This window comes from Amycolatopsis sp. NPDC001319 (genome assembly GCF_042896185.1).
Lineage (GTDB): Bacteria > Actinomycetota > Actinomycetes > Mycobacteriales > Pseudonocardiaceae > Amycolatopsis.
Window position 1 is genome coordinate 797,678 of the sequence record NZ_JBIAWY010000001.1, and the last position, 22,485, is coordinate 820,162.

At 69.9% G+C, this 22,485-nt stretch carries 22 protein-coding genes; 10 read left to right on the plus strand and 12 right to left on the minus strand.

The window, feature by feature from the left end:
* Nucleotides 1–154: 154 nt before the first annotated feature.
* The 6 genes from ACFY1H_RS03825 to ACFY1H_RS03850 all read right to left on the minus strand — a co-directional run bounded on the left by ACFY1H_RS03825 (nt 155) and on the right by ACFY1H_RS03850 (nt 3,392).
* Nucleotides 155–463, minus strand: a complete 309-nt coding sequence (locus ACFY1H_RS03825; RefSeq protein ID WP_386944383.1) for a DUF1416 domain-containing protein — start codon at nt 461–463, stop codon at nt 155–157.
* Nucleotides 464–1,300 carry a sulfurtransferase gene (locus tag ACFY1H_RS03830; RefSeq protein WP_366580496.1) on the minus strand — a complete coding sequence of 279 codons (837 nt, stop codon included), beginning with the start codon at nt 1,298–1,300 and terminating at the stop codon, nt 464–466.
* A 34-nt stretch (nt 1,301–1,334) separates the two neighbouring features.
* Nucleotides 1,335–1,766: a DUF4395 domain-containing protein gene (locus tag ACFY1H_RS03835; protein WP_360597889.1), complete on the minus strand. Its 432-nt coding sequence runs from the start codon at nt 1,764–1,766 to the stop codon at nt 1,335–1,337.
* Nucleotides 1,767–1,847: 81 nt separating this feature from the next.
* A complete protein-coding gene (locus tag ACFY1H_RS03840; RefSeq protein WP_366580498.1) occupies nt 1,848–1,946 on the minus strand; it encodes a putative leader peptide in 99 nt (32 codons plus the stop codon).
* Between the two features lie 92 nt (nt 1,947–2,038).
* Nucleotides 2,039–2,485, minus strand: coding sequence for a thioredoxin family protein (locus ACFY1H_RS03845; RefSeq protein WP_366580500.1), 447 nt, complete (start codon nt 2,483–2,485; stop codon nt 2,039–2,041).
* Nucleotides 2,486–2,492: 7 nt separating this feature from the next.
* Nucleotides 2,493–3,392, minus strand: coding sequence for a DUF2993 domain-containing protein (locus tag ACFY1H_RS03850; RefSeq protein WP_386944386.1), 900 nt, complete (start codon nt 3,390–3,392; stop codon nt 2,493–2,495).
* 178 nt (nt 3,393–3,570) lie between these two features.
* Between ACFY1H_RS03850 and ACFY1H_RS03855 the strand changes: the two genes are divergently transcribed.
* The 6 genes from ACFY1H_RS03855 (at nt 3,571) to pstB (ending at nt 9,457) form a co-directional block, all read left to right on the plus strand.
* Nucleotides 3,571–4,308: a winged-helix domain-containing protein gene (locus ACFY1H_RS03855; RefSeq protein WP_386944388.1), complete on the plus strand. Its 738-nt coding sequence runs from the start codon at nt 3,571–3,573 to the stop codon at nt 4,306–4,308.
* Between the two features lie 63 nt (nt 4,309–4,371).
* Nucleotides 4,372–5,286 carry a mycothiol synthase gene (gene mshD, locus ACFY1H_RS03860; protein WP_386944390.1) on the plus strand — a complete coding sequence of 305 codons (915 nt, stop codon included), beginning with the start codon at nt 4,372–4,374 and terminating at the stop codon, nt 5,284–5,286.
* Nucleotides 5,287–5,510: 224 nt separating this feature from the next.
* On the plus strand, nt 5,511–6,641 hold the full coding sequence (gene pstS, locus ACFY1H_RS03865) for a phosphate ABC transporter substrate-binding protein PstS (protein WP_386944392.1): 1,131 nt from the start codon (nt 5,511–5,513) through the stop codon (nt 6,639–6,641).
* Between the two features lie 198 nt (nt 6,642–6,839).
* Entirely contained in the window at nt 6,840–7,760 is a 921-nt protein-coding gene (gene pstC / locus ACFY1H_RS03870; RefSeq protein ID WP_366580569.1) for a phosphate ABC transporter permease subunit PstC, read from the plus strand.
* 2 nt (nt 7,761–7,762) lie between these two features.
* Nucleotides 7,763–8,677 (plus strand): phosphate ABC transporter permease PstA, encoded by a 915-nt coding sequence (gene pstA, locus ACFY1H_RS03875; protein ID WP_386944394.1) that lies wholly within the window; start codon nt 7,763–7,765, stop codon nt 8,675–8,677.
* Nucleotides 8,678–8,680: 3 nt separating this feature from the next.
* Nucleotides 8,681–9,457: a phosphate ABC transporter ATP-binding protein PstB gene (gene pstB / locus ACFY1H_RS03880; RefSeq protein WP_364051854.1), complete on the plus strand. Its 777-nt coding sequence runs from the start codon at nt 8,681–8,683 to the stop codon at nt 9,455–9,457.
* A 72-nt stretch (nt 9,458–9,529) separates the two neighbouring features.
* On the opposite strand, the gene ACFY1H_RS03885 is transcribed toward pstB, so the two are convergent.
* The 6 genes from ACFY1H_RS03885 to ACFY1H_RS03910 all read right to left on the minus strand — a co-directional run bounded on the left by ACFY1H_RS03885 (nt 9,530) and on the right by ACFY1H_RS03910 (nt 17,047).
* The gene (locus tag ACFY1H_RS03885) at nt 9,530–9,787 is read right to left on the minus strand and encodes a hypothetical protein (RefSeq protein ID WP_386944396.1); all 258 of its coding nucleotides are present in this window, start codon (nt 9,785–9,787) and stop codon (nt 9,530–9,532) included.
* Nucleotides 9,788–9,918: 131 nt separating this feature from the next.
* Nucleotides 9,919–10,590 (minus strand): phosphate signaling complex protein PhoU, encoded by a 672-nt coding sequence (phoU, locus tag ACFY1H_RS03890; RefSeq protein WP_366580510.1) that lies wholly within the window; start codon nt 10,588–10,590, stop codon nt 9,919–9,921.
* 83 nt (nt 10,591–10,673) lie between these two features.
* Entirely contained in the window at nt 10,674–12,344 is a 1,671-nt protein-coding gene (locus tag ACFY1H_RS03895; protein WP_386944398.1) for an LCP family protein, read from the minus strand.
* A 2,026-nt stretch (nt 12,345–14,370) separates the two neighbouring features.
* Complete coding sequence (locus tag ACFY1H_RS03900) at nt 14,371–15,045, minus strand: GGDEF domain-containing protein (RefSeq protein WP_386944400.1); 675 nt, start codon at nt 15,043–15,045, stop codon at nt 14,371–14,373.
* 108 nt (nt 15,046–15,153) lie between these two features.
* Entirely contained in the window at nt 15,154–15,723 is a 570-nt protein-coding gene (gene idi, locus ACFY1H_RS03905) for an isopentenyl-diphosphate Delta-isomerase (RefSeq protein ID WP_366580514.1), read from the minus strand.
* Nucleotides 15,724–16,213: 490 nt separating this feature from the next.
* On the minus strand, nt 16,214–17,047 hold the full coding sequence (locus ACFY1H_RS03910) for an alpha/beta fold hydrolase (protein WP_386944402.1): 834 nt from the start codon (nt 17,045–17,047) through the stop codon (nt 16,214–16,216).
* A gap of 381 nt (nt 17,048–17,428) precedes the next feature.
* On the opposite strand from ACFY1H_RS03910, the gene ACFY1H_RS03915 reads away from it, so the two are divergent.
* The 4 genes from ACFY1H_RS03915 (at nt 17,429) to ACFY1H_RS03930 (ending at nt 22,473) form a co-directional block, all read left to right on the plus strand.
* Entirely contained in the window at nt 17,429–17,767 is a 339-nt protein-coding gene (locus ACFY1H_RS03915; protein ID WP_386944404.1) for a WXG100 family type VII secretion target, read from the plus strand.
* Nucleotides 17,768–17,812: 45 nt separating this feature from the next.
* Nucleotides 17,813–18,112 (plus strand): WXG100 family type VII secretion target, encoded by a 300-nt coding sequence (locus tag ACFY1H_RS03920; protein ID WP_364051833.1) that lies wholly within the window; start codon nt 17,813–17,815, stop codon nt 18,110–18,112.
* A gap of 95 nt (nt 18,113–18,207) precedes the next feature.
* A complete protein-coding gene (locus ACFY1H_RS03925) occupies nt 18,208–18,780 on the plus strand; it encodes a hypothetical protein (RefSeq protein WP_386944406.1) in 573 nt (190 codons plus the stop codon).
* A 48-nt stretch (nt 18,781–18,828) separates the two neighbouring features.
* The gene (locus tag ACFY1H_RS03930; RefSeq protein WP_386944408.1) at nt 18,829–22,473 is read left to right on the plus strand and encodes a hypothetical protein; all 3,645 of its coding nucleotides are present in this window, start codon (nt 18,829–18,831) and stop codon (nt 22,471–22,473) included.
* Nucleotides 22,474–22,485 lie beyond the last annotated feature (12 nt).

Below are 22,485 nucleotides of genomic sequence, written 5' to 3' on the forward strand. Positions count from 1 at the left end.
TCAGTCTCCGTGCAGGGTCGTCGCGGTGAGCACAGTCACGAAGAGCGGCAGGTTGACGAAGAAAATCACCGGCCGGCCGAACCCGGCGCGTCCTGACTGAAGACATGCGAAAGGCCCCCGGGGCAAACCCCAGGGGCCCTTCACAAAGCGCGCGTCAGCCGACCGAGATCGCCAGCTGGTGCAGGCCCGGGCCTTCCGCGGTGACGGAGGCCTCGCCGTTGCCCGTGCGGTGCAGGGCGCGCACCGTCCACGAGCCCGGGGCCGCGTAGAAGCGGAAGTCGCCCTCCGGGGAGGCGACCACCTCACCGGTGAAGTCGCCGCCGCCGTCGAGGAGGCGGACGAAGGCGCCACCCAGGGGTCCGTCGGCACCGATCACCTTGCCGGCCAGGACGACCTGGCCATTGGTGTCGAAGTCAGCGGGCGTGGCCACCTGGACCGGGGCGCCGCAACCGTCGTCAGCCATTCACTTCGCTCCCAACTCGACGGGCACGCCGACCAGCGAGCCGTATTCCGTCCACGAACCGTCGTAGTTCTTCACGTCCGAGTAGCCGAGCAGCTCGTGCAGCGCGAACCACGCGATGGACGAACGCTCACCGATGCGGCAGTACGCGATGGTCGCCTTGGACTCGTCGATGCCGGCCTCGGAGTAGAGGTCCTTGATCTCGTCCTCGGTCTTGAAGGTGCCGTCCTCGTTGGCGACCTTGGCCCACGGCACGTTCAGCGCGCCCGGGATGTGGCCCGGCACCTGCGACTGCTCCTGCGGCAGGTGCGCCGGGGCGAGCAGCTTGCCGGAGAACTCGTCCGGCGACCGCACGTCGACGAAGTTCTTCTCGCCGATGGCCTGCACGACCTCGTCGCGGAACGCGCGCAGCGACAGGTCCTGCTCCTTGGCCTTGTACGTGGTCGGCTCGCGCTTCACGTCGTCGGCGTTGAGCTCACGGCCGTCGAGCTCCCACTTCTTGCGGCCGCCGTCGAGCAGCTGCAGGTTCTCGTGGCCGTAGAGCTTGAAGTACCAGTACGCGTAGGCGGCGAACCAGTTGTTGTTGCCGCCGTAGAGGACCACGCGGTCGTCGTTCGAGATGCCCTTCTCCGACAGCAGCTTCTCGAAATCGGCCTTGTTCACGAAGTCACGGCGCACGCCGTCCTGCAGGTCGTTGCGCCAGTCGAGCTTCACCGCACCGCGGATGTGCCCGGCGTCGTAGGCGGTCGTGTCCTCGTCGACCTCGACGAACACCACACCGGGCGTGTCCAGGTTGTCCTCGGCCCACTGGGTGGTGACCAGGGCGTCTTCACGGCTCATGGAAGCGAACATCTCCTTCTGGGGTTTGGCAGTGCTAGGAAGCCCGCGCGGGGCTGAAGCGCTTGAGCAGCAGGTACATCTCGCAGCCGAGGCAGAAGTTGAACGCGCCGTTGAGGAACGCGGCGAACAGCGCGAACGCCGTCGCGACGATGCCGAGCGGGGTCACGCCGGCGACGAAGCCGATCGTGCCCACGAGCGCGAACACGAAGCCCACGGCCTGCGCGAACCGCAGCGGCGCCGCGTCCTCGCGCTCGGTCGGCGGGCCGAGCCGCGGCGCGACGAGCGCGCGGTACAGCACCGAGTACGGCGCCGGCTTCAGACCGATGAACGCGCCGATCGCGAACACCACGGTCTGCAGGGCCAGCAGCGGCCACCACTGCGTCACGAGCACCACGGCGAGCACGATCGTGGTGATGATCGCGGCGAACCGCGGGCCACGCGGGTCGACAGCCGGTCCGGCGGGCATGGTTCCTCCTGCTGAGGGCGAGGCGAGGGGCGTGCGAAAGGCACACGGCGACGGGTGGAGCGAACCGGCGCGAGACGTCGTTCAGCGTCGGCGCGAGGCGCGCGGACACAAGCTGCTGCGCACGCGGCACAGGTCCACCGCGCGGCGCTGCGTCAGGAGGGTGATGGGCAGCTCGTCCACGCCGCCGAGGGTACCCAGTGCTCCAACACACTGGGAACCGCGTTCATACCTTGGGACGAGTCCCGGAGTCTGGGAAACAGCCGGTGACGGCTTCAGCTGACGTCCGCTTCGGCCAGGTGCGGACGCAGGGCTTCCAGCAGCTCCGGGCCCTTCGGCACGCCGCCCACGCGCAGCAGCTCGCGGCCGTCGGCAGTCAGGGCGAGCGTGGTGGGGGTGCGCAGCACGGACAAGGCGTGGGCGACCTCGGGCTGCTCGGTCACGTCGAGGTCGACGTGGTGCAGCCCCTCGGTCTTGTCGGCCAGCGACGACAGGATGGCGCGCGTGTGCCGGCACGGCGCGCAGAACGTCGTCGAGATCTGCACGAGCGTGACGGCCGCGGCCGGGTCGAGCGCTTCGGCGACCGGAGCGGGCAGCTGGGCGAGGTCGCGGGCCGCGGCGGCCGGTTTGGCCGCGCGCACCCGGCCGTTGCGCGCCTTGAGCAGCACGCCGGCCACGACCGCGACCACCAGCGTGGCCAGCAGGACCCAGACTCCGGTCACCGGGCACTCACCCCTTCGACGTCGACAGATCCGAGAAGTTCACGTTGGTCGCCTCGCCCTTGATCGTCACGGAACCGCTGTCCACGCGCACCGCGGTCGGGGTGACCGAAAGCGGCAGCGTGCTCGTGTCGATCGTGGCGCGGAAGTTCGGCAGGAGAGCCTTCTGCACTGAGTCGGGAACGACGGTGGTCTCGTGGTCATTCCCGAACTGCAGCCGGTGGGGGGTGATCGTGATCGTCTTGCCCTTGAGCTCGATCAGCGCGAAGCAGAAGATCTCCACCTTCTGACCGGCCACCTGCACGTCGCCCGACAGGCGTATGCCGGCGGTGTTGCCGTCCTGCGGCTCGCCCGCCGCGTTGGTGGGCGTCGGGTCCGGCTCCTGGCCCTGGTCCGTGTCGCCGTACTTGACGTAGGCCTCGGTGCTCTGGTCGATGCGCAGGTTCTGGATCTTGTCCAGCGGCGAGATGCGCGCGATGTCCGAAGCCTTGATCGTCACGGCGCCGGTGAGCTTGCCGATCTTCACGTTCTTCGTGTTGCCCGCGGTGAGGTCGGACAACGGCGCTGTTACGTCTTCGAGTTCCGCGCTCACGCCCAGATCACGGAGTTCACCGCCGACGGGCACGCCGTCGGCCGACACGGTGATGTGACTGTAGTCACCCGAGAGCGCCTGCGTGAGGAACGGGAAACCGTGGATGTCGACCGACGGGTCGTCGGTCAGGCCGAGCTGGTCGCGGGCCTTCTGGGAGATCGTGTGCTCGGCGAACGCGGCGGCCCCGAAATCGGCTCCGACCAGCAGGATCACGATGACCCCGAGCACGATCACCCAGCGGCGGACGCGCCGTCCGCGACGCCGGTTGTCCGGCCGAGGAGCCGGTCGGTCGTCCCGCGTCACGGGCCTGCTCACCATCGCTTCGGTTCTCCTGTTCGTCGGGGGCCGGGGCGTCTTCCGGGGTCGCGCCGGGTGTGATCGATCCAGCACGAGCTAGGTGACGTGTTGTTCACCCGGTATTCTCACTCAGCACCGACCAAGGCCCACGTTCGAGGCCGTGCGCCAGGCCCTGACTTTGTGAAGGCGGTGTGGCTCCATGAGCCTGGACCTTCTGGTACTTACCGCGGAAGCCGACCCCACCTCTGTGCTTCCCGCGCTCGATCTGCTGCCCCACACCGTACGCGTCCGCGAGCCCGAGGTGACGGCCCTGCTCGACGCCGGGCACCGCGACGTCATCCTGCTCGACGCGCGCAGCGACCTCGCCTCCGCGAAGAGCCTGTGCCGCCTGCTCAAGGGCGCCGGCGACGACGAGGCGAGCACGCCCGTGATCGCCGTGGTCGGCGAGGGCGGCCTGGTGGCCGTGAGCTCCGAGTGGCGCACCGACGACATCCTGCTGCCGACTGCCGGCCCGGCCGAGGTCGACGCGCGCCTGCGGCTCGTGACGACCCGCGACGGCGTCTCCGGCCAGGTCGAGGCCGAACTGCGCGTGGGCGACCTCGTGATCGACGAGGCCACCTACACCGCGCGCCTGCGCAAGCGCACGCTCGAGCTCACGTACAAGGAGTTCGAGCTCCTGAAGTACCTCGCGCAGCACGCCGGGCGCGTCTTCACCCGCGCACAGCTGCTGCAGGAGGTCTGGGGCTACGACTTCTTCGGCGGCACGCGCACGGTCGACGTCCACGTGCGGCGCCTGCGCGCCAAGCTGGGCCCGGAGCACGAGCAGATGATCGGCACGGTCCGCAACGTCGGCTACAAGTTCGAGCGCCCGGCGAAGTCCGGTGCCAAGCAGTCGGCGCCGGCCATCGACTCCGCGCCCGAGTACACCAGCCACTGACGCGGGTCCGATTCCCCCAACGAGCCCCTTCACGCGACGCCGCGCGTGGGTAATGTCGGCTTCGTGGCGGAAACAGAGCTGACGGGCTGGACGGCCGAACTCGAGGCGGGCGCGGCGGAAGCCGTGCGTGAGGTGCTGCTCGCGGCGAAGGCCGCCGACGGGCGGCCCGAGGTCGACGCGACCGGTCCGTTGCCGCGGGAGTTCGGGGGCGGGCTGCACCTGCTCGCGCGCCTAGACGGCAAGCCCGCCGGCTACGCGCACCTCGACACCGAGGGCGACTCGTACGGCCGCCAAGTTGCGGAGGTCGTGGTGCATCCCGGCTACCGCCGCCGCGGTGTCGGCACCGCGCTGGCCCGCGAGCTCGACGCGAAGGCGGCCGAGGGCGCCCGCGTCTGGGCCCACGGGGACAGCGCCGCGGCCGCCGCTCTGGCGAAGGACTTCGGCCTGGGCCGGCAGCGCGAGCTGCTGATCCTGCACGTCGAGGTCGAAGGCGCCGATTGGCCGGAACCTGTGCTGCGCGAAGGACTGCGGCTGCGCACCTTCGTGCCGGGGCAGGACGAGGAGGCCATGATCGCCGTCAACGCGCGCGCGTTCGACTGGCACCCGGAGCAGGGCGCGTTCAGCGTCGACGAGCTGCGCGCCGAGGAACGGCAGTCGTGGTTCGACCCGGCCGGCTTCTTCCTGGCGGAGAACGAGAAGGGGGAAGTCGTCGGCTTCCACTGGACCAAGGTGCACGAGCCCGTGCCCGGCCGGTTCGGCGGTGAGCCGGTCGGGGAGGTCTACGTCGTGGGTGTCGATCCGGGCACGCAGGGTGGCGGCCTCGGCAAGGCATTGACGCTCGCGGGCCTTAGGTACTTGCGCGAGAAGGGACTACGGCAAGTAATCCTTTACGTGGAAGGCGACAACGCACCGGCACTGGCGGTCTATTCGAAACTGGGGTTCACGCGTTTCGAAACCGACGTCCAGTACGGTCGGTAGTCACCATCGACCGCGTGCGCGGCCCGTGTCACTTTCTGCGTACATGCAGGTCACGGCAGGGACACGACACCCTTTCGGCGTAGTCACCCTGCTCACATACGGTGCCTTGTTCACTTTGCGTTCATGTGAGCAAGGGGGACCGTCCACCGGGGCTGCCTAATGTCCGGATCCGGCGCGCTGAGATGCGTGCCGATCCGGCGAAGACTCCGAGTGGAGGAAATGCAGTGAAGATCATGCGGCCCCTTGGTGCCGTGGGCATCGTGGCGAGCGCCGCCCTGGTGCTCGCCGCCTGTGGTAGCGACCCTGCGGCGAGCAACAGCAGCAACTCCAGCTCGGCCGCCGCCCCCGCCGCCACCGGCACCGCGCAGGTCGACTGCGGTGGCAAGAGCCCGCTGTCCGGTGAGGGCTCGACGGCGCAGAACAACGCCATCGACGTTTTCAAGCTCGCCTACGGCAAGCAGTGCAGTGGCCAGCAGGTCAACTACACCGCCAGCGGTTCGGGCGCGGGTGTCAAGCAGTTCAACGGCAACCAGGTCGACTTCGGCGGCACGGACTCCCCGGCCACCAAGACCGACCTCGACGCCGCCAACAAGCGCTGCGGTGCCCCGGCGTGGAACATCCCGCTGGTCGTCGGCCCGGTAGCCGTCGGTTACCACCTGCAGGGCGTCGACAAGCTGACCCTCACGCCGTCCGTGATCGCGAAGATCTTCACCGGCGCGATCAAGAACTGGAACGACCCGGCCATCAAGGCCGTCAAGGGCAACGAGAGCGTCACGTTCCCGGACAAGCCGATCCAGGTCGTCTCCCGCTCGGACGAGTCGGGCACCACCGACAACTTCCAGAAGTACCTCGGTGCCGCGGCCCCGGCCGACTGGACCAAGGGCGCGGGCAAGAAGTTCAACGGCGGCGTCGGCAACGGTGCCTCCGGCTCGAACGGTGTCGCCACCACGGTCAAGGGTGCCGACGGCTCGATCACGTACGTGGAGGGCGCGTTCGCCAAGGACGGCGTCACCCCGGCCCTGATCGACAGCGGCTCCGGCGGCGTCGAGCTGTCCGCCCAGAACGTCGCGAAGTCGCTCGACGCCGCGACCTTCCTGACCCCGGGCTCCAACGACCTCGCGCTCGACCTGAACAAGATCTACGCGAGCAACACCCCGGGTGCCTACCCGCTGCTGCTCACGACCTACGAGCTCGTGTGCTCGAAGTACTCGAACCCGGACGTCTCGAAGGCCCTCAAGGCGTTCCTGACCGTTTCGGCCACGACCGGCCAGCAGCAGCTGTCGGCCAAGGGCTACGTGCCGATCCCGCAGAGCCTGCAGGACAAGGTGCTGACGGCCATCAAGGCGATTTCCTGACCTATCCTCGACAGGTCTGAGTAGTAAGAAAACGCAGGACAGAACCAGTCGATGAGCGAGTCATCCTCGACGCGAACGCCCACCGGCATCCCCGGTGGGCGTTCGTCGTCCGCCCGAGCGTTCCCGGAGGATCCGATTTCGGACACAACATCCGCGCCGGCGCCCGAAAGGCCACCCGCGCAGGAGAAGCCGAAGAAGGTGCGGGCCGGTGACCGCATCTTCCAGAACCTGACCACCGGGGCCGGCATCTTCATCGTCGCGCTGATCGGCCTGATCGGGATCTTCCTGATCATCCAGGCCATCCCGGCGCTGAAGGTCGACAAGGTCAACTTCCTGTTCAACCACGGGTGGTCGACCAACGACCCGACGAACATGGCGTTCGGCATCGCCGACCTCGCCGAGGTCACCGTGGCGACCTCGCTGGTGGCGCTGATCATCGCCATGCCGGTTTCGCTCGGCATCGCCCTGTTCCTCACGCAGTACGCGCCGAAGCGGCTCGCGCGCGGGTTCGCCTACGTCATCGACCTGCTGGCCGCCGTGCCGTCGATCATCTTCGGCCTCTGGGGCATCATCGTGTTCGCCCCGGCGATCGAGCCGTTCTCGCTGTGGGTGAACTCCACGTTCTCGTGGTTCCCGCTCTTCGCGCCGGGCAACGTGCAGCCGAACGTGCGCGGCACGATTTTCACCGCCGGCATCGTGCTGGCGGTGATGATCCTGCCGATCATCACGTCGCTCTCGCGCGAGGTCTTCGAGCGCACGCCGACCCCGCACATCGAAGGCGCGCTGGCGCTGGGGGCCACCCGCTGGGAAGTCATCCGCACCACGGTGCTGCCGTTCGGCAAGGCCGGCTACGTCGGCGCGTCCATGCTGGGCCTCGGCCGCGCGCTCGGTGAGACGATCGCGCTCGCGGTCATCCTGCTCATCCCGCAGGGCCGCAACTTCGACTGGAGCCTCTTCGACGGCGGCGCGACGTTCGCGTCGAAGATCGCCGCGAACTACAGCGAGTTCAACAACGCCACCTCCGCCGGCGCGTACATCGCGGCCGGTCTGGTGCTGTTCGTGCTGACGTTCCTGGTGAACTTCGCCGCCCGGTCCGTCATCAGCAGGAAGGCGGACTGAGCATGTCCACAACGCTCGAACGTCCCGCTGTGACACCTGCGTTCCAGCAGGTGAGCCTGGCCCGCAAGGCCAAGAACGGCTTCGCCACCGTGCTCGTGTGGCTGGCGTTCCTGGTCGCCGTGGTGCCGCTGGTGTGGGTGCTCTACACCGTGATCGTCAACGGCATCAAGCGGATCCCGTTCTCGAACTGGTGGACCGAGGACTTCGGCTCCGTGCTCAGCGACGAGGTCGGCGGTGGTGTCCTGCACGCCATCATCGGCACGTTGGAGCAGGGCCTGATCTGCGCGATCATCGCGGTGCCGATCGGCCTGCTGGTCTCGATCTACCTGGTGGAGTACGGCCGCGGCAAGCTCGCGAAGGCCACCACGTTCATGGTCGACATCCTCTCCGGTGTCCCGTCGATCGTGGCCGCGCTGTTCATCTACGCGCTGTGGATCACCACGCTCGGCCTGCCGCGCAGCGGTTTCGCCGTGTCGCTGGCGCTGGTGCTGCTCATGATCCCGGTGGTCGTCCGCTCGTCGGAGGAGATGCTGCGGATCGTGCCGGACGACCTGCGCGAGGCGTCCTACGCGCTGGGCGTGCCGAAGTGGAAGACGATCATGAAGATCGTGCTGCCGACGGCGCTGTCCGGCATCATCGGCGGCATCATGATGGCGCTCGCCCGCGTGATGGGCGAGACAGCGCCGCTGCTGGTCCTCGTGGGCTACTCGGCCTACGTGAACTGGAACCCCTTCGACGGCGAGCAGGCGGCACTGCCGCTGGTGATGAACAACGAGCGCGTGACGAACTCGCTCGACCCCGGGAGCGTCGGCTTCGACCGCATCTGGGGCGCGGCGTTGACGCTGGTCATCATCATCGCGATCCTGAACTTGCTCGCCACCCTGCTCTCCCGGCTCCTCGCCCCGAAGAAGAAGTGAGTCATGGCCAAGCGAATCGACGTCAAGGACGTAGACATCTACTACGGCAAGTTCCACGCCGTGGACAGCGTCACGCTGAACGTGCCGCCGCGCAACGTCACCGCGTTCATCGGGCCGTCGGGCTGCGGTAAGTCGACCGTGCTGCGCACGCTCAACCGGATGCACGAGGTGATCCCGGGTGCGCGGGTCGAGGGCGAGGTGCTGCTCGACGGCGAGGACATCTACGCCTCCGCCGTGGACCCGGTGCAGGTGCGCCGCACGATCGGCATGGTGTTCCAGCGTCCCAACCCGTTCCCCACGATGTCCATCAAGGACAACGTGGTGGCCGGCCTTCGCCTGGGCGGCACCAAGAACCGCAAGCAGCTCGACGAGATCGCCGAGCGCGCGCTGCGCGGTGCCAACCTGTGGAACGAGGTCAAGGACCGGCTCAACAAGCCGGGCGGTGGCCTCTCCGGTGGTCAGCAGCAGCGGCTCTGCATCGCGCGGGCCATCGCGGTGCAGCCGGACGTGCTCCTGATGGACGAGCCGTGCTCCGCGCTCGACCCGATCTCGACCCTCGCCATCGAGGACCTGATCGGTGAGCTCAAGAAGGAGTACACGATCGTCATCGTCACGCACAACATGCAGCAGGCGGCGCGGGTTTCCGACCAGACGGCGTTCTTCAACCTCGCCGGAGTCGGCCAGCCCGGCCGGCTGATCGAGCTGAACGACACGGAGAAGATCTTCTCCAACCCGGACGAGAAGGCGACCGAGGACTACATCTCGGGCCGGTTCGGCTGATCGTTCTCTTTGGTCCGCGGTAAAACCGGCCCCTCCGTCCGATGTGGACGGAGGGGCCGGTTCGTTGTTCGCTCAGCAGTCGCGCGAGACGGCTTGGCGAGCCGCGGTGACGGCGGCGTTGTCGGCGGCGATGACCGCCGCGTTGGCACCGACGGCCTTGGCCGCGTCGAGTGCCTTCTGCGCGTTGACGAGCCGCGCCTTGTCCAGTGCGCACGTCGAGCTCGCCGAGGCGGGGGCCGGCAGAGCGGCTGCCGCCTCGGCGGCCGGGACGGCGAAGAAACCGGCCGCGACCAGTCCGAGGGTGGCCGCGACCAAACGCTTGGTGATCATTGTTCTCCTTCGCAGTTCCGCGTAACCCGCGGAATCCGGTGTCAGCGAGGAGAAACTAACGTCGGCTCAAGATCGAAGTGGACGGTCGAGCCGCGTTCTGATCGAAGAGCCTTTGTGGACTGACCGCGTGGTCAGACGTTGAGGTCCTCGTCGGAGTCGTAGCCCGGCATGCGGCCGGTGACCACGAAGATCATGCGCTTGGCAACCGAGACCGCGTGGTCGGCGTAGCGCTCGTAGAAGCGGCCGAGCAGCGTGACGTCGACGGCCGCGGCGACGCCGTAGGGCCAGTCGCGGTCCATCAGCACGGTGAACAGGTGACGGTGGATGTCGTCGACCTGGTCGTCCTCGGTCTCGAGGTCCTTGGCGGCGTTGACGTCCTTGGACTTGATGACCTGCTCGGCCTGGCGGGCGAGCTTCACCGCGGCGCGGCCCATCTCGGTGAAGTACGGCTTGACCGACTCCGGCAGCACCGCCTCGGGGTGGCGACGCCGCGCGGCCTTGGCGACGTGCAGGGCGAGGTCGCCCATGCGCTCGAGGCTCTCGGCGGCGTGGATCGCGGCGAGCACGGTGCGCAGGTCCGTGGCGACGGGTGCCTGGAGGGCGAGCAGCGCGTAGGCCTGCTCCTCGCACTCGGCGCGCGCGTCGTCGACCTTCGCGTCGTCGCTGATCACCTGCTCCGCGAGGCCCAGGTCGACCTCCAGCAGTGCCTTGGTGGCCAGCTCCATGGCTTCGGCAACCTGAGCCGACATGGCGGCCAGGTTCTCGGCGAGCTGTTCGAGTTCGACATGGTAAGCCTCACGCATGGAGACACCCTACGACGCGCGTTGTCCGAATACCGCATCGCCGGGTGAACCGCACGTGAATCCGGCCTAACGAATCCCGTGGGTCAGCCTTCGGTGCCCTTGCTGTCGATCTTGGCCGAGTTGCCCGCGTTGGCCACGGTGGTGGTCTTTTCGCCGGGCAGCGGGGTGTTGTCGCGCAGGGCGTCGAACAGTGAGTCCGTTCTGGACTGCACGAGGACCTCGTTGCCGCGCTTGTTGGCGGTGCCGGTGGTGGGCACGGTCATGAAGTTGATCTTGGACGGGTCCACGCCGCGCATCGACTGGGCGAGCGTCATCATCTGCTGCACACCGAGGTTGTCGCCGAAGGTGGCCTTCGCGAACGCCGTGATGAAGCCGGACAGCTTGGCCGGGTCGAGGACGACGTCGGACGACATGACCTTCTTCAGCAACGCCCCGATGAACGCCTGCTGCCGCTTGATGCGGCCGTAGTCGGACGTCGGATCGCCCTTCACGTGGCGGGCGCGCACGTAGTTGAGGGCCTGGTCGCCGGAGATCGTGACGTCGCCGGTTTCGAGGAGGACCTTGCCGAGCACCTCGTCGTCGATGGGCTTCTCGTTGTTGATGGTGACGCCGTGGACCGCGTCGACCATGTCCTTGAAGCCGTTGAAGTCGATGCCCACGAAGTGGTTGATGCGCAGGCCGGTGATCTTCTGGATCACCTTGGTGACGCACTGCGGGCCACCCACGGCGTACGCGGTGTTGAGCTTCGCGATGCTCTGGCCCGACACGACCTCGTCGGTGGTCGCGGACTTCGAGGGGTCCCAGCGGTTGCAGTCGGGCCGGTTGATCTCGAGGTCGCGCGGGAACGAGACCACGACCACGCGCTTCCGGTCGGCCGGCACGTGGGCGACCATCACGGTGTCCGAGCGGGCGCCGGGGTTGCTCTCGGCGGTGCCGACGCCTTCTTCCGCGGAGGCGCCGTCGCGGCTGTCGGAGCCGACCATGAGGAAGTTCTCGTCGTTGGCCTGGGCGTCGGCGTTGCGGATGTCGGAGGAGTTCTCGTCGAGCGCGGAGACCTGGGTGAATTTGGCGTCGAACCAGTTCACCGCGCCCCAGGCCACACCGGTGCCCAGGAAGACCAGCACCGCCAGCACGATGAGCACGATCCGCCCGATCCGGACGGTCCGCTCGCTGTGGCGCTGCTTCTTCTCCTGCAGCCGGGTCTGCGGGGCGCGCTCTTCGGGGTTCTCGTCGTCGGCGTCGGCCGGGACCGCCTTCTGGATCCCCGTGGGCGCCACCACGCGCTGCAGGGCCGTGCGCGTCTGCTCGAACAACGCGACGGGCCGCGCGGTCAGCCGCGCCATCCGCTCGCGCCGCTTGTCCTCCTCCGCCAGCATCTCGTCGTGGGCGGCCGAGAAGCGCGCGAGGGTGTGGTCGATCTTCCGGCGGTACTGCGTCGCCTCGTCGATCGCCTCCATCTCGTCCGTCATGGTCAACGGATCGAGCTCCGACCGCGCGGGCACCCCGGCGGGCCGCGCCGGCGTCCGACGCTGGCGCGGCGGCCGTTTGCCGTCGACGGGCGGGGTGAGCTGGGTGCGCTCCCCCACGGGGGAGGTGAGCTGGGTGCGCTCCCCCACGGGGGAGGTGAGCTGGGTGCGCTCGGCTCCCGGGGCGGCTTCGTTGTTGTGGTCGGCTTCCGCGCCGGGGTCGTTCTCGTCGAAGCCGTCGGCCGCGAGGCTTTGGTCTGCGCCGGGCACGCCGGACTTGCCAGGCATGCCGGTCTTGCCATTGACGGCGCCGTTCGGCCCGGGCCGGCCATTCGCGCCGGCCTGGGGCCGTCGCTTGCCATTCGTCCCGGCAGCACCGTCGGCTCCCGGCACGCCGTGCGGCCCGGAGGTGCCATTCGGTCCCGGCTTGCCATTCAGCCCGGCAGCACCGTTGGCTCCCGGCACGCCGTGCGGCCCGGAAGTGCCATTCGGCCCCGGCTTGCCATTCGCTCCGGCAAGACCATCAGGTCCCGGCATCCCGCCCGGGCCTGGCACGCCGTTCGGTCCCGGCTTGCCGTTGGAGCCAGTCTTGCCATGGGGGCCGGCACCGCCATTGAGCCTGGACGCGCCGTTGGTCCCCGGCATGCCATTGCCGGCGGGGTTGCCATTCGGCCCGGCCTTGCCATCGGGCCCGGCAACGCCGTTCGCGCCCGGCATGCCGCTGCCATTCGGCCCCGGCTTGCCATTCGCACGGGCAGGACCGCCGGGGCCTGGCATGCCGTTGGCGGGAGGCATGCCATTCGGGCCTGCCTTGCCACTGGGCCCGGCAGCTGCCGGCAAGCCATGGGGGCCGGACGTGCCATTCGGCGCGGACTTGCCACGGGGTCCGGCAGGCCCAACTGCGCCTGGCACGCCGTTTGCGCCGGTCATGCCATTCGCGTCGCCTCGCGGCGCCGGCTTGCCGTTGGGACCCGGCTTGCCGTTCGGGCCGGCAGGGCCGCCGGGGCGTGGCATGCCGGTGGTGGGAGGCATGCCGTTCGGGCCCGGGGTGCCGTTCGGGGCGGCAACGCTGCCGGTGCCGGGCATGCCGTTCGGGGCGGGGCGTTGGCCGTTGGGGCGGGCGGGGCGTTCGGCCGGGGGTAGTGGGGCGGCGCCGGTCGGGCCGGGGGTGCGGCCGCGGGGGCGGCCGGTGGGGGGTTCGGGCGGCGCGGATGTGCCGTGGCGGCCGGGGGGTTCGGTGGCCGGGAGGTCGGAGAAGTCGGGGCCGTTGTCGGGCACGGCGTGGCTGCCGCCGGCGGCCGGTGGCTCGGGGGCGCGGCGGCGGCCGGTGGGGAGGGGCTGCGAGGTCGTCGGCCGGCGCGGCGACGGCGGTTCCGGGGCGGCCCGGCGGGGTCCGCGCGCGACGGGCGACTCGGGCGTATTCGCGGCGTGCGAGGCCCGGCTTGGGGAATCCGCGCGTGGCACGGGGCCGCCCGCCGAAGGTGCGGCGGGCGGGTCGTCGTCGGGGCGGGCGCGGCGGCCGCGCGGTGGCGGCTGCTCGGCGCGGCGCGAGCGGGAAGAGGTCGAGTCAGCGAGGTGTGAAGTGCCGGGGCCGCCCAGGCGGGAGCTGCCGTTCGACTCCGCCAGGTGTGAGCTGCCATCGAACCCGGAATCGTCGGCGTGGCGCGAACCGGGCGCTGCTGAGCTGCCGCGGCCGTTGAGCCGGGAGCTGCCGTTGGGCTGCGCGAGGTGTGAGCTGCCGTTGGACTCGGCCAGGTGTGAGCTGCCGCCTGGCTCGGGGTCATCGGCGCGGCGCGAGCCCGAGCGGGAGCCGGGCGCGGGAGAGTAGCCGCCCAAGCGGGAGCTGCCGTTCGACTCCGCCAGGTGTGAGCTGCCGTTCGCGCGCCCGCCGGGTTCGGCGCGGCGGGAGCCCGGGTCGGAGTCTTCGGTGTCGAAGGTCGGGCGTTCGCCGGTGTGGCGGGCCACGACGTCGGAGACGCTGATGCCGCCCTGGGTTTCCATGGAGCGGCGGCGGCCGGCGCGCGTGCGGGGGGTGCCGTTGTCCGAGTGGCGACCGGTGCCGGGGAGGGGGCGATCGTCGGGCACTCGGACTCCTTTCGCACTTCGGGCGCTTACGAACCGGCGGCGGGGCCTTTCGTTCCGGCTCTCCCAGGGCACGTCGTTCCTCGGGAGGTTTTCGTTATCGTACGGATACCCGCCGTTCGTGACGACACCCTCCCGCGAATTTCTTCACCATGAGTCGACCCAAGACGGCCCGAAGCGGACGAACAGGTGAAGATTGGAGTAGGCAAAAGGGAGTAGGCCCGCGTTTACGTTACTCAGAGTGGGTAATGACGCGTATCGTTTCGCGGTCGTGATAGGCGACTTTGTTGCGCCCCGCGCGTTTCGCCGCATAGAGGAGGTTGTCCGCGCGCAGGAGCTGCCGCTGGGCGGACACCGGGCCGGCGGAAGCGTGCGCCAAGCCCGCGCTGATGGTGACATTCAAGCCGGGCTGAAGTTCTGACCAGGGGTGACGGGCGACGCGCGTGCGGGCGGCCTCGACGATCCGCACGGCCTTCGGCGCGTCGACGCCCGGCAGCACGAGCGCGAACTCCTCACCGCCGTAGCGGGCGCAGAACCCGTCGGGCGGCAGCTCTTCCTGCAGCAGGTCGGCGACGCGGCACAGCACACGATCGCCGAGGAGGTGACCGTACGTGTCGTTCACGCGCTTGAACCGGTCGAGGTCGATCAGCGCGACGGCCAGCCCGCGCGCGGCCGGCAGCCCGGGCAGCCGCTGGTCGAGGTAACGGCGGTTGTAGCTCGACGTCAGCGGGTCCCGGAGGCTGCCGGCCCGCGCGATGTCCAGCGCGGACCGCAGGTGCTCGTAGGCCCGGCGCCAGTCGCCCTGCTTGGCGAACATGCCGGCGATGGACTCGTGCAGGCTCAGCAGATCGGGAGCGGGTGTACCCGCCGTGCGCTCGTCCTCGGCCGCCACACCCACCTCCGCCACCTCATGGTTGTCGTCTTAAAGGAGCGGGGTCTTGAGGCATCGGTACGCGCGAAAGCGAATATCGCTCAAGTGGACGACGAGGGCCCGGCTTTGTCACGTACCGAAGTTCTACCCACCCAGCGACGAAAACGGCGTCTTGCCCTTGAGCTGCGCGTACTGGTCTTTGGCCCAGTAACTCACGTTTACCTCAGTTCCTTCGAGCAACTGTGCGTAATCAGGCCATGAGACCCACCGCCAGCCACCGACTTCGTCGGGGTTGGGCTCGGGGTCACCATCGACCCACGCGACGAACACCGGGCAGAACTCGTTCTCCACGATCCCCTGGAACGGCGGCGTCCGGTACCGGTACTTCGGCAGCACGCACTCCAGGTCCTGCAGCTCCGGCAGCCCGATCTCGTACGCCGCGCGCCGGCGCACGGCGTCGGGGAGCGACTCGCCCGGCGCGGGGTGCCCGCAGACGCTGTTGGTCCACACCCCCGGCCACACCTTCTTGTCCAGCGCTCGTTGCGTGATCAGCAACGCCTGGTCGCTGCGGCGCAGCACGTAACACGAGAACGCGAGGTGCAGCCGCGTCTCGCCGTGGTGGCTCGCGAGCTTCGGTCCGGTCTCTCCCGTCGGCACGCCGTCCTCCGTGACGAAGACGACGTGCTCGGACTCGGATTCGGTGATGGTGTCCACGTGACCACTGAACACCAGAGCTCCACGGACGAGGTACCGCAAGGCGGGTGGCCGTGTGGTTCATCCCGGTTCGGGTGGCGGGGCGGCACGGTGCGTGACGGCCGCGCCCCCGCGTGACCGGCTCGGGTGAACGGTTGAGTCCGAAGTGGACAAAACGCCAAGCGGCCCGGTCGGCCGACACGATCCGTCACCACCGAGACCCGAGCCCCGCCGTCCGGCCCGGCTCGGGTGAACCATCGAGCCGGTCCTTGACGCCCGGTTGCCAACCGCCCGGAAACCCGGCGACGACGGGAAATCCCCACCCCGGAGCGAAAACCGGCTCCCCGAACCGCCCGCGGCGAACCACACCGGACAGCACGGTCCGTGACACCCGCCGGCCCACAGGTCGCCGCGTGCCCGCCTCGGGTGAACGATCTTGTCCACCGGTCCGAATTGGACGGATGTCAGTAATAATTCCAGTGTGCCAACGAAACCCGGGCCGGCTCCTTCGTCAGTGGCTGCCGAGGTGCGCCACGATGAGGGAGGTGAGGGCCTCGGGGGCTTCTTCGGCGACCCAGTGGGACACGTCCTCGAGCATCTCGAACCGGTACGGCCCGGTGACCCAGTTGCCGGTGTCGAACGCCGCCGTGGAGCCGAAAGCGACGTCCTCGGTCGACCACACGTAGAGCGTCGGCACCTCGATCTTGCCGATCTTCCCGCCCGGCCGGCCGCCGCGGTACCAGTTCAGCGCGGCCGTGAGCGCGCCCGGTTCCTCGAGGCGCCGCACGTACTCGTCGATCCGGCTCGGCGGGATGCGGCGCTCGAAGATGTCGCGCAACGCGCGGGCGCCCTCGGCGAGCATCTTCCGCTCCGTGGCCGGGGTCGAGCGCCACTCCGTCATGTACGCCGAGCGCAGGTGCTGGTCCTCGTCGGTCTTCATCGCCGCCGCGAGAGCTGCCGGGTGCGGAGTGGACACCACCGCGAGGCTGCGCAGCCGGCCGGGGTGAGCGTCCGCGGTCCACCACGCGACGGCCCCGCCCCAGTCGTGCCCCACGAGGTCGAACTTCGGCCACCCCAGCGCATCCGCCATTGCCACGGCGTCGTCCACCAGGGTAGAAATACCGTACTCCGCCGGTTGTTCCGGTCGAACGTCCGGCGAGTACCCCCGCTGGTCGGGTGCCACGGCGCGGTGGCCGAGCACGCCGAGGGTCGCCACCTGGTGTTCCCACTCCACGGCGGCCTCGGGGAAACCGTGGAGCAGCAGCACGGGGCGGCCGTCCTCCGGTCCGGAGGCGATCGCGTCGAAAGAGCCTGCTTCGGTCGGGATGGTGAGCTGGTCGATCACGGCTCGCACTCTACGGGGGCACACCGACACTTTCCGGCGATGGCCTCTCATGCAGACCTGGGCGGAAAAAGGGGCAAGGAGCGGACCGATCAGGTCAGCCGCACCCGGGCCTTGCTGGGCCATGTCCTGTTTGTCCAGTCGTGAACGCCGTTGCCCCCGCGTCCGCGACGTGGTGTCCATAAGGGAACAACAGAGCGCGTGGCACCGCGCACTCACTTACCGTTACCTCGCCGGCTCCGGTCAGCCTTCTCGAACCTCGGAAGTGTGAAGCGGCGTCACGGCATTTGCGATGAACCGTCCTCACGACGACGTCGTGTTGGCGGAGAGCAGCTTCGACTACATGTCGACAAACTAAGAACAACCCAACCAGAGGAGAAGAGCATGGCTTCGCAGGACGGCGCCAAGGTCGATACCGGGATCATGCGTCAGGGTGCGAGCACGATCACCAGCACCGGTGACGGGATCACGAGCGTCGGGGGCCAGGTGGACTCGACCATGCAGGAACTGCTCGGCACCTGGCGGGCGGACTCCGCCACGATCTTCCACCAGGCCATGGGCGAGTTCGACAACACGGTGAAGAAGATCGTGCAGCGCCTCACCACCCTTTCCGAGCACGTCACCCAGGGTGCGGCGGACTACGACCGCGGCGACGAGGACAACACCGCCACGGCCCGCGCGCAGGCGGCTGCCATCGGCGGCGGCGGCCTCAACGGCTTCTGATCTGCTCGAAACCAACCCCCAGCTTTCTCCTGAGAGGACAGATCCATGGCTCTGGGCAACTTCCAGATCAACTTCGCCGTCATGGGCGACACCGTCAACACGGCCAAGCAGCAGGCGCAGCAGATCACCTCGCTGCTGGAAGAGATGCACAGCAAGATCCAGGCGCAGCGCGAGCACTGGACCGGTGCCGCGGCCGACGAGTTCCAGTCGACCTACGAGTGGTGCCACCAGCAGGCCCAGGTCCTGCCGCAGGCCCTCGACGCCGCTTCGCAGACCCTGTCGCACATCAACGAGGGCACCTCGACCACCGAGAGCGGCAACGCGCAGCGGTTCGCGCAGCGCTGATGCCGGCGTCGCGGGTCCCCGGGGCGCGGTGGGTCACCCGCCGCGCCCCCGGTGTCCCCACCGGGTCCGCAGACCTGAAAGGACAGTGAGCAGCCATGGCATTCGACCCAGTCGTCTTCGAATCCGCGAAGACTGTGACGGACTCCGAGCCGAACGGCACGGGAACACCCCCGCCGTCGACCAGCGGCCCCTTCAACAGCCCTGGTGACCAGACCCCGCCCGACGTCAACAACCAGTGGATCCCGCAGGGCAACGTCACCACGCCGCCCCCGGTCCCCGGTGGCGCCGACCACCCCGGCAAGGGCGTGACCGCGGTCAACACCGAGGCGATGCGCACGTTCGCCACGAACATGCAGACCCTCGCCGACGGCCCGCTGAAGGACCTGCCCGGCCAGCTCGACGGCATCACCGTCAAGCCCGGTATCTTCGCGACCGCCAACAGCAAGATCACTCAGCCGATCGTCGGGCCGGGCGGGGTGCGCGACACCACGCGCGCCACGATCCAGGACCTCATCACGTCACTGCACGACCTTTCCGAAGCCGTGAACACGGCGTCGAAGGCCTACGACGACGCCGATGAGGCCAACAACATGACGATGGACAAGTACAACCAGTACTTCGGCAACGTCAGCAACGAAATCAACAACGCGGGCAACAAGCACAGCTGACCGGTCCCACGGGGGCGGCGGTCCCAGGTTCGAGGCGAACGAGGGAAGATGGCAGACAACCCGAATAACAGCAACGGGTTCCAGCAGGACGACGACGGCATCTGGCCCGATTCCAGCAGCAACGGGAAATCGAACACCACCGGTGACCCCGGCAAGGACTTCGACGGGCTGACCTGGAAGCAGATCGAGGCCGCCATCCTCGGCGGCGGTTCGATGACCGGTGGTCAGGACAACCTGGACCGGGCCTACGGCAACGTCAACTGGCAGTCGCTGCAGGCAGCCGCGGGCGTGTTCCAGACGACGCAGCTGAACCTCGCCGCCATCTCCCAGGCCATCAAGGACCAGACCGCCGCCCTCGCCGGCGACGACGGGCCGTGGAAGGGCACCGCCGCCGACAACTTCAAGGTGCTCGCAGCGAACCTGAGCGGGAAGTTCGACGCCCTCGTGCACATGATCACCGACGGCGGTGGCGGTGCGCGCGACATCCCGACCCAGCTCGTGAACTCCGCCGCCTACCTGCAGTGGGCGCAGAACACCCTTCGCTACATCGACAGCTACTACGCCGAGCAGGTCATCGCCCGCGGCAAGGTCCTCGGTGACGGGCGGGCGTTCATCTCGCAGTTCCCCGACGCGGTCGAGATGATGACCAACGACATGCGTCAGGTCGGCAACCAGCTGGCCGGGAAGTACAACACCGTCGCGACCGCGAGCTACACGCCGCCGCCGCCCGGCCAGGCCCCACCGCCGCCGCCCCCCGCGCCGCCGCCCGGTGGCGGTGGCGGCGACCTCCCGCCGCCCCCGAACATCCCGCCGCCCACCGACGTCCCGCCGCCCGGCGGTGGCGCCGGTGGTGGCGACGGCGGCGGTGGCGGCAACGTCCCGCCGCCCAACATCCCGCCGCCCCCGGGTGACACCGGTGGTGGCGACGGGACCGGTGGCGCCGGCAATCCGCCACCCCTCAACGCCGCGGCCATCCCGCCGCCGCCCGGTGACCTCGGTGGCGGCGACGGCGGTACCGGCGGTGGCGTCGGCGATCCGCCGCCGTTCAACAACCTCAGCGTGGCCCCGCCGAACCTCGACACGACCGGTGGAGGTCCCGGTGGCGGCCCCGGCCTGAGCAACTTCGACACCACGCCGCCCCCGCTCACGTCGCCGAACCTGCCGCCGCCTCCGGGCTCGATCGGTGGCGACGACGGCGGGCAGAACGGCGGCCAGAACGGTGGTCTCGGCAACCTGCCTCCGCTCACCTCGCCCAACCTGCCGCCGCCGCCCGGTTCGACGGACAGCAACAACGGCAACTCGAACGGCGGGGGCGGGCTCGGCAACATCAAGCCGCCCGCGCTCACGCCGCCTCCCGGTGACGTCAAGGGCGGCGGTGGCCTCGGCAACCTCGGCCTCGGGGACACCGGTGGTTCCGGGAGCTCGGGTGGCGGTGGTGGCCTCGGCAACATCAAGCCGCCGGCGCTCACTCCGCCGCCGGACACCTCCGGCCTCGGCAACAACCTGTCGAGCAACGCGCTGAACCCGTCGGACCTGCCGCCGGGCCTGCAGAACGGCGGCAACAACGGCAACCAGGGCGCGATCCCGCCGCCGCCGATGATGCCGCCGCCCACCGGCGCCGGTGGCGCGGGCGGCCTGGGCAACCAGGGGAGCGAACGGCCGGACTCGGCGGGCCTGCTCGGTGGCGTGGACAAGCCGTGGCTCACGGACATCCCGAAGGGCATCGGCGACCCGACCTCGCTCGGCGAAACCCCGCCGTTGAGCCACGCTTCGTGGGCGCCGCCGCCCGGTGACGCCGGGGGGACCGGTGGCGCCGGTGGTGCGAACCTCGACGGCGTCGGCGGTCTCGGTGGCGCGGGCACGGACGGTCCCGGCGGGATCAAGGGGCTCGACTCGAGCAACCTGGTGCCGCCGCCGGATCTGCCGCAGTCGTTGACGGACCCGAACGCGTCGAACGGTCCTGGCCAGGTCGGTGCCGGTGGCGCGGGCTCGGGCATGCCGATGATGCCGCCGGGCGGCGCGGGTGGTGGCGCGGGCGGCCTGGGCAACCAGGGCAGCGAACGGCCGGACTCCGCGGGGCTGCTCGGTGGCATCGACAAGCCGTGGCTCACCGACGTCCCGCAGGGCATCGGCGACCCGACCTCGTTCGGGGAGACGCCGCCGCTCAAGTCGGCTTCGTGGGCTCCGCCGCCCGGAGCGGACGCGGGCCTCGGCGGTGCCGGTGACCTCGGTGGGGCCGGTGACAGCGGGCTCGACGGCGTGAAGGGGCTCGACTCGAGCAACCTCGTGCCGCCGCCGGATCTGCCGCAGTCGCCGGCGGACCCGAACGCGTCGAACGGTCCCGGCCAGGTCGGTGCCGGTGGCGCCGGCTCGGGCATGCCGATGATGCCGCCGGGCGGCGCGGGAGGCGCGTCGGGTGCGAACGCGCCGGCCGCCGACCGGCCCGACTCGGCCGGCCTGCTCGGTGGCGTGGACAACGCGTGGCTGGCGAGCTCGCCGACCGGTGTCGGTGACCCGAACTCGTTCGGGGACACCCCGCCGTCGAAGTCGGCCGACTGGGCGCCGCCGGCACTGTCCTCCGTGGACGGTCTCGACACGCCCGTCGTGCACGAAGGCGACAACACCGGCACGCCGGGCATGGCCGTCCCGCCGCAGAACGGTTCGGGCAGCCCCGCGCCGACGGGCACCGCGACCGAGCGGCCCGACTCCGCGAGCCTGCTCGACGGCACCACGCAGCCGTGGACGAACGGCCAGGTCCCGGCCGGCGACCCGGCCGTGGTCAGCGACACCCCGGCGGCGCCCGCGACGTCGTGGTCGACGCAGCCCGACGCGGTGCCCGCCGCGCCGGCACCGGTCGACACCACGCAAGTCACCGCGGTGCCCGTCACCCCGGTGCCGGTGGACGCCACTCCGGTCCACCCGACCCCGGTGCACCCGGCGTCCGTCGAAACCACGCCGGCCGAGCCGGTGGCCACCCCCGACGACCTGGCCCCCGTCACGGGCTGGGGCACCGGCGACCAGCCGGCCGCCGGTTCGGGTGGCTGGGCGACGAGCGCGGTCCCGGCCGTTCCGGTCGTGGTGCCGCCGGTGCAAGCGGGCTGGGGCGTGGCCGGTTCGGCCGCGACCCCGGCGAGCCCCGCAGCCCCGGCAACGCAATCGGCACAGAACACGCAGAACGCCGAGCAGCACCACGACAAGCACGACACGCACGACGACCGCGAAGGCGCGATCGCGGGCGGCGTCGGCGGTGGCGAGCCCGACGAGGTGCGCATCGCCGTGGTCCAGGCCGCGGAGGTCGTGGACACCTCGGCGTGGGATGCCGGCACGGCCGACTTCCTGCCGGGCCTGCTGCCCACCTCGGTGTTCTCGCAGCGCGAGGAGCGGGAGGAGGACTTCGTCACCGACCTGGTGGAGCGCTCGGACAAGCCGTGGCGCCCCGCGGGCGGCACGGAGGACACGCCGCACCTGTCGACCTACCGGCGCGTGCGGACCGGTCAGGGCGAGTTCTACGCCGACGAGCTGCCCACGAACGGCGGACCCGACCCCTACGAGCTCGAGTCCGAAGAGGACACTGCGGAAGCCGAGGACGGCGAGGAAGAGGAAGAGACCGAGCGCACGATGGCGGACCTGCTGAGCCAGGACGAGTCCGCGTGGGGTCGCCCGGCGAGCCGGCCTTCGGGCGTGCTCGAGTGACGGGGAAGGTTC

Bases quoted from the DNA above. Each gene is read 5' to 3' on its own strand.
- ACFY1H_RS03825 (WP_386944383.1), bottom strand. From the start codon at position 463: ATGGCTGACGACGGTTGCGGCGCCCCGGTCCAGGTGGCCACGCCCGCT.
- ACFY1H_RS03830 (WP_366580496.1), bottom strand. From the start codon at position 1,300: ATGAGCCGTGAAGACGCCCTGGTCACCACCCAGTGGGCCGAGGACAAC.
- ACFY1H_RS03835 (WP_360597889.1), bottom strand. From the start codon at position 1,766: ATGCCCGCCGGACCGGCTGTCGACCCGCGTGGCCCGCGGTTCGCCGCG.
- ACFY1H_RS03850 (WP_386944386.1), bottom strand. From the start codon at position 3,392: ATGGTGAGCAGGCCCGTGACGCGGGACGACCGACCGGCTCCTCGGCCG.
- ACFY1H_RS03855 (WP_386944388.1), top strand. From the start codon at position 3,571: ATGAGCCTGGACCTTCTGGTACTTACCGCGGAAGCCGACCCCACCTCT.
- pstA (WP_386944394.1), top strand. From the start codon at position 7,763: ATGTCCACAACGCTCGAACGTCCCGCTGTGACACCTGCGTTCCAGCAG.
- pstB (WP_364051854.1), top strand. From the start codon at position 8,681: ATGGCCAAGCGAATCGACGTCAAGGACGTAGACATCTACTACGGCAAG.
- ACFY1H_RS03885 (WP_386944396.1), bottom strand. From the start codon at position 9,787: ATGATCACCAAGCGTTTGGTCGCGGCCACCCTCGGACTGGTCGCGGCC.
- phoU (WP_366580510.1), bottom strand. From the start codon at position 10,590: ATGCGTGAGGCTTACCATGTCGAACTCGAACAGCTCGCCGAGAACCTG.
- ACFY1H_RS03895 (WP_386944398.1), bottom strand. From the start codon at position 12,344: ATGCCTGGCAAGTCCGGCGTGCCCGGCGCAGACCAAAGCCTCGCGGCC.
- ACFY1H_RS03915 (WP_386944404.1), top strand. From the start codon at position 17,429: ATGGCTTCGCAGGACGGCGCCAAGGTCGATACCGGGATCATGCGTCAG.
- ACFY1H_RS03920 (WP_364051833.1), top strand. From the start codon at position 17,813: ATGGCTCTGGGCAACTTCCAGATCAACTTCGCCGTCATGGGCGACACC.
- ACFY1H_RS03925 (WP_386944406.1), top strand. From the start codon at position 18,208: ATGGCATTCGACCCAGTCGTCTTCGAATCCGCGAAGACTGTGACGGAC.
- ACFY1H_RS03930 (WP_386944408.1), top strand. From the start codon at position 18,829: ATGGCAGACAACCCGAATAACAGCAACGGGTTCCAGCAGGACGACGAC.